A 13,739-nucleotide genomic window follows, 5' to 3' on the forward strand; every position below is an offset into this window, starting at 1 on the left:
GGCGGTTTGTGCGCTGCGGTTAAATTCGCGTTTATTCATACGTTTAACTGCTGGCATTGAGCTTGTTTTTTTTGCGTACAGCCCCCATCTTGGTTTCAAGCTAATTTTTCAACTGTCATAGAGGCGAAATCATGAAGACAACCATTGAATTGCCTCTCCTGCCGTTGCGTGATGTCGTCGTCTATCCGCACATGGTTATCCCGCTGTTCGTGGGGCGCGAGAAGTCTATCGAAGCCCTCGAGGCTGCGATGACGGGCGACAAGCAGATCCTGCTGTTGGCCCAGAAGAATCCTGCTGATGATGATCCAGGCGAAGAAGCCCTTTATCGCGTCGGCACCATTGCGACCGTATTGCAACTGCTCAAGCTGCCCGATGGCACCGTCAAGGTGCTGGTCGAAGGCGAGCAGCGCGGTGCGGTCGAGCGTTTCATGGAGGTGGATGGCCACCTGCGCGCCGAAGTGGCGCTGATCGACGAAGTCGAAGCCCCTGAGCGCGAATCCGAAGTGTTTGTGCGCAGCTTGCTCTCGCAGTTCGAGCAGTATGTGCAACTGGGCAAGAAAGTCCCGGCTGAAGTGCTGTCGTCCCTTAACAGCATCGATGAGCCAAGCCGCCTGGTCGACACCATGGCCGCGCACATGGCGCTCAAGATCGAGCAGAAGCAGGACATCCTTGAAATCATCGACCTGCCGGCCCGTGTCGAACACGTGCTGGCGCTGCTGGATGGCGAAATCGACCTGCTGCAGGTTGAGAAGCGCATCCGTGGTCGCGTGAAAAAGCAAATGGAGCGCAGCCAGCGCGAGTACTACCTGAATGAGCAGATGAAGGCCATTCAGAAAGAACTCGGCGACAGCGAAGAAGGCCATAACGAAGTCGAAGAGCTGAAAAAGCGCATCGACGCCGCAGGCCTGCCCAAAGACGCCCTGACCAAGGCCACGGCTGAGTTGAACAAGCTCAAGCAAATGTCGCCGATGTCAGCTGAAGCCACCGTGGTGCGTTCCTACATCGACTGGCTGGTGCAGGTGCCTTGGAAGGCTCAGACCAAAGTGCGCCTGGACCTGGCCCGTGCCGAAGAAATCCTCGATGCCGACCACTACGGCCTCGAAGAAGTCAAAGAACGCATCCTCGAATACCTCGCTGTGCAAAAGCGCGTGAAGAAAATTCGTGGCCCGGTGTTGTGCCTGGTCGGCCCTCCGGGTGTGGGTAAAACCTCCCTGGCCGAGTCGATTGCCAGTGCCACCAACCGTAAGTTTGTGCGCATGGCCCTTGGCGGTGTGCGTGATGAAGCGGAAATTCGTGGCCATCGCCGGACTTACATCGGTTCGATGCCAGGAAGATTGATTCAAAAAATGACAAAGGTGGGTGTGCGCAACCCGCTGTTCCTGCTCGATGAAATCGACAAAATGGGCAGCGACATGCGTGGCGATCCGGCCTCGGCGTTGCTCGAAGTGCTCGACCCCGAGCAGAACCACAATTTCAACGACCATTACCTGGAAGTCGACTACGACTTGTCCGATGTAATGTTCCTGTGCACCTCCAACTCCATGAACATCCCGCCAGCCCTGCTGGACCGGATGGAGGTGATTCGTCTGCCGGGTTACACCGAAGACGAGAAGATCAACATCGCCGTCAAATACCTCGCGCCCAAGCAGATTTCGGCCAATGGCCTGAAAAAAGGCGAGATCGAATTTGAAGTCGAAGCGATCCGCGACATCGTGCGTTACTACACCCGCGAAGCCGGCGTGCGTGGTCTCGAGCGTCAGATTGCGAAGATCTGCCGCAAAGCGGTCAAGGAGCACTCGCTGGAAAAACGCTTCTCGGTGAAAGTGGATGCCGATTCCCTGGAGCACTTCCTGGGCGTGAAGAAATTCCGTTACGGCCTGGCTGAACAGCAGGATCAGGTAGGGCAGGTGACTGGCCTGGCGTGGACCCAGGTGGGCGGCGAACTGCTGACCATCGAGGCTGCGGTGATCCCGGGCAAAGGCCAGCTTATCAAGACGGGTTCGCTGGGTGATGTGATGGTCGAATCGATCACCGCCGCGCAGACCGTGGTGCGCAGCCGCGCCAAGAGCCTGGGGATTCCCCTGGACTTCCACGAGAAGCACGACACCCACATCCACATGCCGGAAGGGGCGACCCCCAAAGACGGCCCCAGCGCCGGTGTAGGCATGTGCACGGCACTGGTGTCGGCTCTGACTGGCATTCCTGTGCGTGCCGATGTGGCGATGACCGGGGAAATTACCCTGCGTGGTCAGGTATTGGCCATCGGTGGTCTGAAAGAGAAATTGCTCGCTGCACACCGAGGTGGTATCAAGACCGTGATCATTCCGGAAGAGAATGTTCGCGACTTGAAGGAAATTCCTGACAATATCAAGCAGGATCTTCAGATTAAACCGGTTAAATGGATTGACGAGGTCCTGCAAATTGCGCTGCAATACGCGCCGGAGCCCTTGCCGGATGTGGCTCCGGAGATTGTCGCGAAGGATGAAAAACGCGAGTCCGATTCCAAGGAAAGAATTAGCACGCATTAATGCGATTAAGCCTGGGGGCTTCCTTGACAGCTTTTTAGAGCCCTTGTTATAAAGCGGCTCTTAAGTGTCTGTAGGCCATTCAGCACTGCACTGGTTTTTGCTTTCACCAAAAAACTTAGAATCATACTCAATAGATATATAAGGGGACTTAGAGTGAACAAGTCGGAACTGATTGATGCTATCGCCGCATCCGCTGATATCCCGAAAGCTGCTGCTGGCCGTGCGCTGGACGCAGTAATCGAATCCGTCACTGGCGCTCTGAAGGCCGGCGACTCCGTGGTACTGGTAGGCTTCGGTACTTTCTCTGTGACTGACCGCCCAGCTCGTACTGGCCGTAACCCACAGACTGGCAAAGCACTGCAAATCGCTGCTGCCAAGAAACCAGGTTTCAAAGCCGGTAAAGCCCTGAAAGAAGCGGTTAACTAAGCTTCGTTCAAGCCTTGCCTACCCGGGTCAGACGCAGGTCTGGCCTGGCAGCGGAGCGGCAGCTGACCCACGTATCCATCGGGTCGCCAAGGCCTGGGGTGTTGGTTCAAACCCCCGTCCGCTCCGCCAGTTACGAGAAGGCGCATCCTCGGATGCGCCTTTCTTCTATCCGGACTCTACCCACGCTCCACGGTTGCCTAATTTTTGAAGATCAACCGTTTCTGGGGGACGCATGCTGCAAAATATCAGGGACAATTCACAAGGCTGGATTGCCAAGACTATTATCGGGATCATCGTCGCATTGATGGCGTTCACCGGTATCGAGGCCATTTTCCAGGCTTCGGGTAACAACAAGCAGGACGTGGCCAAGGTCAACGGTGAAGAAATCACCCAGACCGAACTGGGCCAGGCCGTCGACATGCAACGTCGCCAGCTGATGCAACAGCTGGGCAAGGATTTCGATGCTTCGCTGCTGGACGAAAAACTGCTGCGCGAAGCGGCTTTGAAAGGTCTGATCGATCGCAAGCTGTTGCTGCAAGGCGCTGCGGATTCCAAGTTCGGCTTCTCTGAAGCCGCGCTGGACCAGGTGATCCTGCAGACGCCGGAATTCCAGGTGGACGGTAAATTCAGTGCCGAACGCTTTGATCAGGTGATCCGTCAGTTGGGCTACACCCGTATGCAATTCCGTCAGATGCTGACCCAGGAAATGCTGATCGGCCAGGTTCGCGCAGGCATCGCCGGCAGCGGTTTTGTCACCGATGCCGAGGTATTGGCTTTCGCCCGTCTGGAAAAACAGACCCGCGATTTTGCCACCGTCAACATCAAGACCGACCCTGCGGCGGTGAAGCTTACCGACGATGAGGTCAAGGCTTACTACGACCAGCACGCCAAAGAGTTCATGACCCCGGATCAAGTGGTCATCGATTACCTGGAACTGAAGAAGTCGTCCTTCTTCGACCAGGTCACCGTCAAGGACGAAGAGCTGCAGGCTGCCTATCAGAAAGAAACCGCCAACCTCGCTGAACAGCGTCGTGCCGCGCACATTCTGATTGAAGTCAACGACAAGACCACCGACGCGCAAGCCAAGGCCAAGATCGAAGACATCCAGGCACGCCTGGCCAAAGGTGAGAAGTTCGAAGCCCTGGCCAAGGAGTTCTCCCAGGATCCAGGTTCGGCCAACAATGGCGGTGACTTGGGCTTTGCCGGCCCTGGCGTCTACGACCCGGATTTCGAAACGGCCCTGTATGCCTTGAACAAGGACCAGGTGTCGGCGCCGGTGCGTACTACCTTCGGTTGGCACTTGATCAAGCTGTTGGGCGTTGAAGCACCAGAGGTGCCATCGTTTGCCAGCCTGAAAGACAAGCTGACCCGAGAGCTCAAGACCCAGCAGGTCGAGCAGCGTTATGTCGAGGCGACCAAGCAATTGGAAGACGCGGCATTCGAAGCCTCCGACCTGGCTCAGCCGGCGTCCGACCTGAAGCTGACCGTACACACTTCCGCGCCGTTTGGCCGTGAAGGTGGCGAAGGTGTTGCGGCCAACCGTGCCGTGGTCACTGCTGCATTCAGCCCGGAAGTGCTGGATGAAGGTGCCAACAGCAGCGCTATCGAGCTGGACCCGGAAACCATCATCGTGCTGCGTGCCAAAGAGCATCTGAAGCCTGCGCAACTGCCGCTGGAAAGCGTGTCGGCTGCGATTCGCACCCAGATGACCAAAGAGCGCGCCATCGCGGCTGCCAAAACCCATGCCGACGAGTTGATCGCCAGCCTGCGTGACGGCAAGACTCCGTTGAACCAGCCGATCGACGGCCAGGCCTGGAAGGTGACTGAAGCGGCGACCCGTAACGCTGAAGCAATCGAACCGGCCGTGCTGCAAGCCCTGTTCCGCATGCCTAAGCCTGCGGCCAAGGACAAGCCGACCTTCACCACCGTGACCCTGGCTGACGGTAGCCTGGTGATCGTGCGCTTGAATGGCGTCAACGAAGCCGCAGCCCCTACCGACGAAGAAAAGGCGCAATACCGCCGCTTCCTCGCTTCGCGTGTTGGCCAGCAGGACTTCGCCGCCTACCGCAAGCAGTTGGAAACCAAGGCTGACATCAAGAAGTTCTGATGTTGGTTTGAAAAAAGCCCCCGGTCTGCAAGGACCGGGGGCTTTTTTTTGCGCATGTGATCGGCTCAGAACTTCAGTTTCCCCCAGCTCAACCCAATCACAGCCGCCACGGTCGAGGCCGTCAGCACGCTCAGTTTGGCCGCTGCCAACAGTTCCGGGTCGGAGAAGGCCAGGGACGAGATAAAGATCGACATGGTAAAACCAATCCCCGCCAGCAGGCCGACCAGGCCGACGCCGCTCCAGGTGACACCGTCGGGCAGCTTGCAGATATTGAGTTTGACCAGCGTGACACTCGCCAGCATCACGCCCAACGGCTTGCCGATCACCAAGGCGATGATCACGCCCATGAACACACCGTGGGGCAGCGGGTGCTCAAGGTTCAAGCCTTGCAGGCTGACACCGGCATTGGCCAGGGCGAACAGCGGCATCACGCCGAAGGCGACCCACGGGTGCAACGCCGATTGCACGCGCTGCACCGGTGGCATCAGTTCGCGTTGGGCTTCGCGCAGTTGCTTGAGCGGCTTGGCGACCTGATGCGCGTCCTCTGCAGGTTGCGAAAGGCGATCCATCAGCTCGTTGAAGGTGCGCCCGATGGTGTCCAGTGGGCGCTCGGTGGTCGGCTTGGAACTGACCGGCGTCATCAGGCCCAGGATCACCCCGGCGAGGGTCGGGTGTACGCCTGTCTTGAGCAGGCCGAACCAGACAATCGCGCCTGGCAGCAAATAGATCGCCGCCTTGCTGATGCCCATCCGTTGGAACACCAGTACTAAGGCCAACCCACCTGCGGCAACCACCAGGCCCATGTAGTCCAGGCTTGCAGTGAAGAACACGGCAATGATCAGGATGGCCACGATGTCATCGATGATGGCCAGTGCCAGCAGCAATACGCGCACTCCGCTGGGGATCGATCTGCCCAACAGCGCCAGCACGCCGACGGCAAAGGCAATGTCGGTGGCGGTGGGCACGGCCCAGCCACTGGCGGCGGCGGTGCCATGATTGAGCGCGGTGTAAAGGATGGCTGGCATCAATACACCACCCAGCGCAGCGCCCAGCGGCAGGGTCGCGAGTTTCAGGTTAGCGAGTGCGCCGTCCTTTATTTCCTGGCGTATCTCCGCGCCCACCACCAGGAAGAAGATGGTCATCAGGCCGTCGTTGACCAGAAAGTGCAGTGAGCGCGACACACTGAAATCGCCCAGCCCGAGGGTGATCGGGGTGTTCCAGAAGTGTTCATAGGACGCGGCTGCGGGGCTGTTGGCCCAGATCAGCGCAGCAATGGCCGCCAGCAGCAGGACAATGCCGCTGACCGCCTCAATGCGTGAAAACCGCTCAAGGGCCGACAGCGCGCCCTCGGTCAATGCCTGGGGGCGAGGGATGGCAGGGTGTTTTTTGGGCACGACAAGTCTCCATTGGCGGCCCGACCAATGCTTTGCTTTAACCTGCGCTGTGCCCTATGCAGTCACGCACCCAGAGCGATGATAGGAAGTTGATGAATAAGTTGTAAACAATGTTGTCAGGCTTATGGGTTTTTTGTCGGCGGGTGCAGAAAACCGCGCGCCAATTGCTGGTACAACTCCGGCCCCATCCGCGAACTGACGGCCTTGGCAATCAATGCCACCGCCATCAGGCTGATTACCATTCCGTGGCTGTCGATCATCTCCATTACGATGATCGCCGAGGTGATCGGCGATTGGGTTACGGCCGCCAGGAAGCCCACCATGCACAGCGCAATGATCGGTTGCGCTGCCAGCGCGAAAAACTCGGCGGCGTTGGCGCCCACGGCCGCGCCGACGGCCAGCGACGGGGCAAAGATGCCGCCGGGAATCCCGGAAAAATAGGTGACCACCGTGGCTAGAAAACGCGTGACAGGCGCGTGCCATGGCAGGCCGACATCGGACGCAATGATCTGCGTAGTAATCCCGTAGCCGCTGCCGAAGGACATCCCGCCGCTGAGCCAGCCAAGGATTGCGACCACCAGCCCGCAGGCTCCGGCGAACCACACCGGGTGGACTCGCCGCCATTCCCAGAGCACAAACCGGTGATAGCGCTGAGGCCACAGCAGCATGCGGCTGAACAGCCCGCCGAGCAGGCCGCAGCCAATGCCGGCGGCCAACACCGGAACAATGATGTCGAGCTTGATCTCTTCAACATCCAGGTGGCCGAAATAGTTGTAATTGCCTTGCAGGGCGATGGCCACCATCCCCGACAAAATAATCGTGCTGAGCAATACACCGCTGGTGCGGGTTTCGAGCTTGCGCCCCAATTCTTCTACTGCGAAGGCAATACCGGCCAGCGGCGTATTGAATGCGGCGGCGATACCGGCGGCACCGCCGGCCAGGATCAAGTCTTCGCTGCGGATGATGCGAGCATTGGGCAGGTAGCGATGGCAGAAGTGCATGATCGACGCTGCCACTTGCACGGACGGTCCCTCGCGCCCGGCGGAAAAACCACCGGTCAACGCCAGTGTGCCCAAGCCGATCTTGGCCAATGCGATGCGTAAAGACACCAGCTTGCTGACGTCCTGCCCTTTGTTGGCCAGGCGAGTGGCAGCGATGACCTGGGGAATGCCACTGCCTTGGGCACCGGCAAAAAAGCGCGTGGTCAGCCACACCACCAGCATGCCCACCAGCGGTGTATAGACGAAGGGCAGCCACGGGTGGGCGCTGGATTGCGCGGCGAACTGAGTGAGCGCCACGTCGGCCAGGCGCGCAAACATCACCACCATCAGCCCGGCGATGGTGGCGCCGGCCCACAGGGTGATCCGGGTGCGCCAGCGCAGTGAGGTAAAGCGGCGGCGCAGTGAAATGAACGGTTTGATCACCCAAGCGAATTCCGAATAAGTTTCAGGGTGTTTCAAGGTTAACCGTATATACAGCGCTTGTCCTCGCGATGCGCCGTGTCGCGGCCACTGCCAACAGCATCAACCCGCCAACCGCCCACGGGAACAACGCGACCCCCGATGTTTGCAACAACAGGCCGCCCGCCAGCCCGCCGCCGGCAATCCCCAGGTTCCACACCGTCACCAGCATCGATTGCGCGGCATCGGCCGACTCACCGGCGGACTTGGCCAGCGCCGTTTGCAACAGTGCCGGCAAGCCACCAAAGGCCAGTCCCCACAGCGCCACGCTGGCATACACCACACTGGTGGCGGTCATCCACACGCCCAGTGCCAGGGCCGATACCGCGAACATCGCGCAACTGATGATCAGCAGGCGCTGCAAGTGTTGATCAATCAGCACGCCCGTCAGCCAGATACTCAGCAAGGCCATGAGGCCGAACACCAGCAATATCTGATCGATGTCGGCGACTAACCCGGCAGGCACCAGCAGTGGCGCGATGTAGGTGTACAGAATGTTATGTGCCAGCACGTAGGTAAGGGTCACCCACAGCACCGGGCAAATGCCGGGCAGGCTCAGGACCTGGCGCAAACCCAAGCGCTGTTGCGCCGTTTGCCCGGCGAAGTCCGGCAGTTGCCAGCGTGCCCACACCAGCAGCAACAGCGTCAGCCCAGTCATGATCGCAAAGCTCAGGCGCCAGCCCACAACGGTGCCGAGGAAAGTACCGGCGGGTACGCCCAGCGACAAGGCCAGCGGTGCGCCGAGCATGGCGACAGCGATCGCCCGGCCTTGCAGGTGCGGGGCCACCATTCGGCTGGCATAGCCGGCCAGCAATGCCCAGAGCAACCCGGCGAAGACGCCGGCAAAAAACCGCGCGACCAGGGTCAGCCCGTAATGGGTGGACAGTGCTGTCACGCTGTTGACCAGGGCAAAACCGCCGATGGCAATCAGCAGCAAGGGGCGCCGCCGCCAGCCTCGGGTCAATAAGGTCAGGGGTATGGCCGCGAGTAATGAGCCAAGGGCATACAAGGTCACCAGTTGGCCAACCAGCGCCTGAGAAACCTGCAGCCCTTCGCTCATCTGTGGCAGCAGCCCGGCCGGCATGGCCTCGGTGAGAATCGTGATAAACCCGGCGCACGCCAAGGCCAGCAAACCGCCCATAGGCAGTCTGTCTTGCGCGGTAGCGGGGGGCAGGGCGGTAATCGAAGGGCAATTGCTCATGTTCCGTCTCCATGCAAAAGGTCAGGGAGGCAGAGTAGGGGGCTGTGGGTTGCGGAAAAACAGGCTAAGGTTCCGAACTTATCGGACATCACAGTCCGCAATCAAAAAAAGGTCGGCGATGGACAGTCTGAGTAGCCTTTCGGTGTTCGTGCAGGTTGCTGAAACCCGCAGCTTCACGGCTGCGGGCCGCGTGCTGGGGGTGTCGTCTTCGGCCGTGGGCAAAAGCATCGCGCGCATGGAAGAACGCCTGGGCGTGCGGTTGTTTCATCGCAGCACACGCAGCGTCACCCTGACCGGCGAAGGCGCGCTGTTCCTCGAGCGCTCACGGCGGATTCTGGCCGAAGTGGAGGCAGCGGAGCAGGAGTTGACTGAGGCCGGCGCCACGCCCCGAGGCACACTGCGCATTAGCTTGCCGCAGGTGCGTGGGCTGTTGATGCCGGTGCTCAGCGACTTTATGCGCGCCTACCCGGACATCGAGCTGGATGTGGATTTTTCCGACCGCATGGTGGATGTGATCGAGGAAGGTTTCGATGCGGTGATTCGCACCGGCAAGCCGGAAGATTCACGCTTGATGGCGCGTCATCTGGGCCATTACCAACTGGTCCTGGTGGCCACGCCGGGTTACCTGGCCCAGCATGGCACGCCGCAACAGCCGCAGGACTTGAGCAGCCATGCCTGCCTGCGCCACAAATTCTGCGCCACCGGCAAGCTGGAGCCCTGGCCACTGCGCCATGTGCCGGGCGTGGCGGAGCCGGTTTTACGTGCGCCGCTGGTCAGCACCACCATTGAGTCCCTTAACTATGTGGTGCACGAAGGTTTGGGCATCGCCTGCCTGCCGGACTTCATGGTCAACGAGGCGGTGCGCCAGGGCCGTCTGCAACGGGTGCTTGATGAGCATCTGGTCCACCGTGGCAGTTTCTGGATGCTGTGGCCCTCCAGTCGCTTTGCCTCGGCCAAGCTGCGGGTGTTTATTGACCATATGTGCGCCGGGCTTTTTCCTGCGCACGCGGTGCAATAACGCTGTGACGTTTTACCGACAGGAATGTGCGCGCCAACCCTGCGTTCTGTTGCACAATAGCGCCCTGACTGTTTTCCTCAGGATTTTCGATGTCGACATCATTTCACTTGCGTAGCCTCGGGTTGGCGCTGGTGCTGGCGGGCGCTGCGGGCTGCTCGTCACCCAAGACCGCTATTTATGAACATGAGAATTTCGACGACTCCGGCACGTTCTCCCGTGATTACCCGGTCAGCGATGTGGCGGCCTGTGAGGCGGCGCGACGTGCGTTGTTGAGCCAGGGTTACATCATCACCAGCAGCGACCCCAAGCTGGTGGTGGGTAACAAGAGTTTCCAGCAGACCGGTGAAACCCACCTGCAAATCAGCTTCAACGTGGTGTGTGCCGATGATGGCAAAGGCGCCAAGCACTCGACCATGTTCGCCAACGCCTTGCAGGACCGCTACGCGCTGAAGAAGGTCAACAACTCCGCCAGCCTCGGCGTGGGTGTATTGGGCTCGGTGTCGATGCCGATTGGCTCCACCGATGACTCGATGGTCAAGGTGGCGAGTGAGACGGTGACAGCGCCGAAGTTTTACGATCGTTACTTCTCGCTGGTGGATGTATTCCTGCCCCAGGAAGTGAAGGCGGCCGAGCATATTCCAGAGAAGCCCAAGGCTGAGCTGGGCGTGCCGGAGCCGAAAGTGGCTGCGCCTGCCGATAAGGTAGAGCCGCCCAAGGACGCACCGGTAGCGCCCGCCGTGTCGGAACCGCTGGCACCACCGCCAGAGGCAGCACCGATTGCGCCACAGGCCGAACCTGCGCCGCCCACTGCGCCAACACCTGCACCGGCGGCGGAACCAGCCCCATCGCCAACCAACCCGAACCTGCCGGCGCCGACAGAGGCGATTCCACCGCTGCCAACGCCAGCCCAGTAACTCAGACTGCTACGGGGTTCGTCTTGTCGACGTTGATCCCGTAGCGGCTGATGGCCTCGCCCACCTTGTCACGCCCGATCACGCCGTCATCGGCCAGCGCCTTCAGCGCTGCCAGCACGATGAAGTGGCGGTCCACCTCAAAGAATTCGCGCAGGGTTTCGCGGGTGTCCGATTGCCCAAAGCCATCGGTGCCCAGCGCCACAAAACGGCGGCCGTGTACAAACGGGCGAATCTGGTCGGCGAACAACTTCATATAGTCCGTCGCCACCACTACCGGCCCGCTGTGTCCGGCCAGGCTGGTTTCCACGTAGCTCGCGCGCGGTTCATCCTGTGGATGCAGCAGGTTCCAGCGCTCCACCGCGTGCCCGTCACGGCGCAGTTCGGTGAGGCTGGTGGCGCTCCAGACGTTACTGGCCAGGCCAAAGTCCTTGTCGAGCAGGTGCGCTGCGCCAATCACTTCGCGCAGGATCGAGCCGCAGCCCATCAATTGCACCTGCGCCTGCGGGTGCGTGCTCAGCGGATACAAGCCTTTGAGAATTCCAGCCTCCACGCCTTCGGGCATGGCCGGGTGCGGGTAGTTTTCGTTGAGCAGGGTGATGTAGTAGTAAATGTCCTCCTGTTCGACATACATGCGCCGCATGCCTTCGCGAATGATCACCGCCAGCTCGTAGGCAAAGGTCGGGTCATAGGCGATGCAGCAGGGGATCACCGATGCGAGGATGTGGCTGTGGCCGTCGTCATGCTGCAAGCCTTCGCCCATCAGCGTGGTGCGGCCGGCCGTGGCGCCCAGCAGAAAGCCGCGAGCGCGGGCATCGCCGGCGGCCCAGGCCAGGTCGCCGACGCGCTGGAAACCGAACATCGAATAGAAAATGTAGAACGGCACGGTCATCAGGTCGTGATTGCTGTAGGACGTACTCGCCGCGATCCACGAGGAAATGGCCCCGGATTCATTCAGGCCTTCCTGCATGATCTGTCCGTCTTTGCTCTCTTTGTAGTAGCTCAATTGCCCGGCGTCTTGTGGGGTATAGAGCTGGCCGACGGCAGAGTGAATGCCGATCTGGCGGAACAGGCTCTCCATGCCGAAGGTACGCGACTCGTCCGGCACGATGGGTACGATCAGCTTGCCCAGGTGCGGGTCTTTGAGCAGGGTGCCGAGGATGCGCACAAACGCCATCGTGGTGGAAATGGCGCGCTCGCCGGTGTCTTTGAGTTGGGTGGCAAACGCGCTCAGTTCGGGGATCTGCAGCGCCTCAACCGCACTGTGCCGCGCGGGCACATAGCCGCCCAGCGCTTGGCGACGGGCAGCGAAGTAGCGGGCTTCTTCGCTGTCTGCAGCGGGCTTGAGGTAAGGGATTTCATCGAGCTGGTCATCGGCCACTTCCAGGCCGAAGCGGTCGCGAAAGGCTTTTACGGCATCAGCGCCCATCTTCTTCAACTGGTGATTGATGTTCTGGCCTTCGCCCGCTTCACCCATGCCGAAGCCCTTGACGGTCTTGGCCAGGATTACCGTAGGTTGGCCCTTGTGGCGTACGGCAGCGGCGTAGGCGTTGTAGACCTTGTCGGGGTCGTGGCCACCGCGTGAGAGTTTCCAGATATCGTCGTCGGACATGTCTGCAACCAGTGCCAGTAATTGCGGGTATTTACCGAAGAAGTGTTCGCGCACATAGGCGCCGTTCTGGGATTTGTAGTTCTGGTAGTCGCCGTCCACGCATTCCATCATGCGTTGGCGCAGCAAGCCGCTCTGATCCTTTTCCAGCAGCGCATCCCAGCCGCCGCCCCAGATCACCTTGATCACGTTCCAGCCGGCGGCGCGGTAGAGGCTTTCGAATTCCTGGATCACCTTGGCATTGCCGCGCACCGGGCCGTCCAGGCGTTGCAGGTTGCAGTTGACCACAAAGATCAGGTTGTCGAGTTTCTCGCGGCCGGCCAGGGAGATGGCGGCCAGGGATTCCGGCTGGTCCATTTCGCCATCGCCCAGGAATGCCCACACTTTGCGGCCTTGGTGTGGCTTGAGGTCACGGAACTCCAGGTAGCGCATAAAGCGCGCCTGGTAGGCGGCGGTAATTGGCCCCAGGCCCATGGACACCGTGGGAAATTGCCAGAAGTCCGGCATCAGCCGTGGGTGCGGGTAGGAGGACAAGCCCTCGCCACCGGCTTCGCGACGGAAGTTGTCCAGCTGCGCTTCGCTGATGCGCCCTTCGAGGTAGGCGCGGCCGTAAATGCCCGGGGAAGAGTGGCCCTGGATGTACACCAGGTCGCCGTCGAAGCTATCGGTTCGGCCACGGAAGAAGTGGTCGAAGCCTACGTCGTACAGCACGGCGGCTGACGCGTAGGTCGCAATATGCCCACCGACGCCTGAGTGTTTGCCTGCGCGCAGTACCATCGCCATGGCATTCCAGCGGATAAACGCATTGGTGCGCCGCTCGATGGCCAGGTTGCCGGGGTAGGGCAATTGGCGGTCGACCGCGATGGTGTTGACGTAAGGGGTGGTCACCCGCCCGTAGAAGTCACCATGGCGCGCAACGTCGAAATCCAGCAACTGATCAATCAGGTAGTGCGCACGCGGGCGGCCTTCGGTGGACAGCACCGATTCGATGGACTCCAGCCACTCGCGGGTTTCCTGTGGATCGTCGTCCAGTCTTACTGCGTTATTGGGGGTCATGTGAGGCTCCAGGGTAGGCGAATTTCAAG

General features: G+C 60.2%; 9 protein-coding genes. 5 read left to right on the forward strand and 4 right to left on the reverse strand.

Going from position 1 to position 13,739, the window contains the following annotated elements; all coding sequences use genetic code 11:
- Nucleotides 1-131 precede the first annotated feature (131 nt).
- The 3 genes from lon (at nt 132) to FFI16_RS08030 (ending at nt 5,061) form a co-directional block, all read left to right on the forward strand.
- Nucleotides 132-2,528, forward strand: coding sequence for an endopeptidase La (gene lon / locus FFI16_RS08020; protein ID WP_138814822.1), 2,397 nt, complete (start codon nt 132-134; stop codon nt 2,526-2,528).
- A gap of 153 nt (nt 2,529-2,681) precedes the next feature.
- Nucleotides 2,682-2,954 (forward strand): HU family DNA-binding protein, encoded by a 273-nt coding sequence (locus FFI16_RS08025; RefSeq protein ID WP_003174819.1) that lies wholly within the window; start codon nt 2,682-2,684, stop codon nt 2,952-2,954.
- Nucleotides 2,955-3,186: 232 nt separating this feature from the next.
- Entirely contained in the window at nt 3,187-5,061 is a 1,875-nt protein-coding gene (locus FFI16_RS08030) for a SurA N-terminal domain-containing protein (RefSeq protein WP_138814823.1), read from the forward strand.
- A 65-nt stretch (nt 5,062-5,126) separates the two neighbouring features.
- Here FFI16_RS08030 and nhaA read toward each other — a convergent pair whose 3' ends face one another.
- From nhaA to FFI16_RS08045, 3 genes are all read right to left on the reverse strand, one after another.
- Entirely contained in the window at nt 5,127-6,455 is a 1,329-nt protein-coding gene (nhaA, locus tag FFI16_RS08035) for a Na+/H+ antiporter NhaA (RefSeq protein WP_138814824.1), read from the reverse strand.
- A 122-nt stretch (nt 6,456-6,577) separates the two neighbouring features.
- Nucleotides 6,578-7,879 (reverse strand): chloride channel protein, encoded by a 1,302-nt coding sequence (locus FFI16_RS08040; protein ID WP_138814825.1) that lies wholly within the window; start codon nt 7,877-7,879, stop codon nt 6,578-6,580.
- A 22-nt stretch (nt 7,880-7,901) separates the two neighbouring features.
- The gene (locus tag FFI16_RS08045; protein WP_138814826.1) at nt 7,902-9,116 is read right to left on the reverse strand and encodes an MFS transporter; all 1,215 of its coding nucleotides are present in this window, start codon (nt 9,114-9,116) and stop codon (nt 7,902-7,904) included.
- A gap of 118 nt (nt 9,117-9,234) precedes the next feature.
- Between FFI16_RS08045 and FFI16_RS08050 the strand changes: the two genes are divergently transcribed.
- Together FFI16_RS08050 and FFI16_RS08055 are read left to right on the forward strand one after the other, a co-directional pair.
- Nucleotides 9,235-10,134, forward strand: coding sequence for a LysR family transcriptional regulator (locus FFI16_RS08050; protein WP_138814827.1), 900 nt, complete (start codon nt 9,235-9,237; stop codon nt 10,132-10,134).
- A gap of 89 nt (nt 10,135-10,223) precedes the next feature.
- The gene (locus FFI16_RS08055) at nt 10,224-11,048 is read left to right on the forward strand and encodes a DUF2242 domain-containing protein (protein WP_138814828.1); all 825 of its coding nucleotides are present in this window, start codon (nt 10,224-10,226) and stop codon (nt 11,046-11,048) included.
- Between the two features lies 1 nt (nt 11,049).
- Here FFI16_RS08055 and aceE read toward each other — a convergent pair whose 3' ends face one another.
- A complete protein-coding gene (gene aceE, locus FFI16_RS08060) occupies nt 11,050-13,710 on the reverse strand; it encodes a pyruvate dehydrogenase (acetyl-transferring), homodimeric type (RefSeq protein ID WP_138814829.1) in 2,661 nt (886 codons plus the stop codon).
- Nucleotides 13,711-13,739: the final 29 nt, after the last annotated feature.

It is taken from the genome of Pseudomonas sp. KBS0710 (assembly GCF_005938045.2).
Lineage (GTDB): Bacteria > Pseudomonadota > Gammaproteobacteria > Pseudomonadales > Pseudomonadaceae > Aquipseudomonas.

Coding starts and splice junctions, on each gene's coding strand:
- FFI16_RS08055 (WP_138814828.1), top strand. CDS start 10,224: ATGTCGACATCATTTCACTTGCGTAGCCTCGGGTTGGCGCTGGTGCTG.
- FFI16_RS08030 (WP_138814823.1), top strand. CDS start 3,187: ATGCTGCAAAATATCAGGGACAATTCACAAGGCTGGATTGCCAAGACT.
- FFI16_RS08050 (WP_138814827.1), top strand. CDS start 9,235: ATGGACAGTCTGAGTAGCCTTTCGGTGTTCGTGCAGGTTGCTGAAACC.
- lon (WP_138814822.1), top strand. CDS start 132: ATGAAGACAACCATTGAATTGCCTCTCCTGCCGTTGCGTGATGTCGTC.
- FFI16_RS08045 (WP_138814826.1), bottom strand. CDS start 9,116: ATGAGCAATTGCCCTTCGATTACCGCCCTGCCCCCCGCTACCGCGCAA.
- aceE (WP_138814829.1), bottom strand. CDS start 13,710: ATGACCCCCAATAACGCAGTAAGACTGGACGACGATCCACAGGAAACC.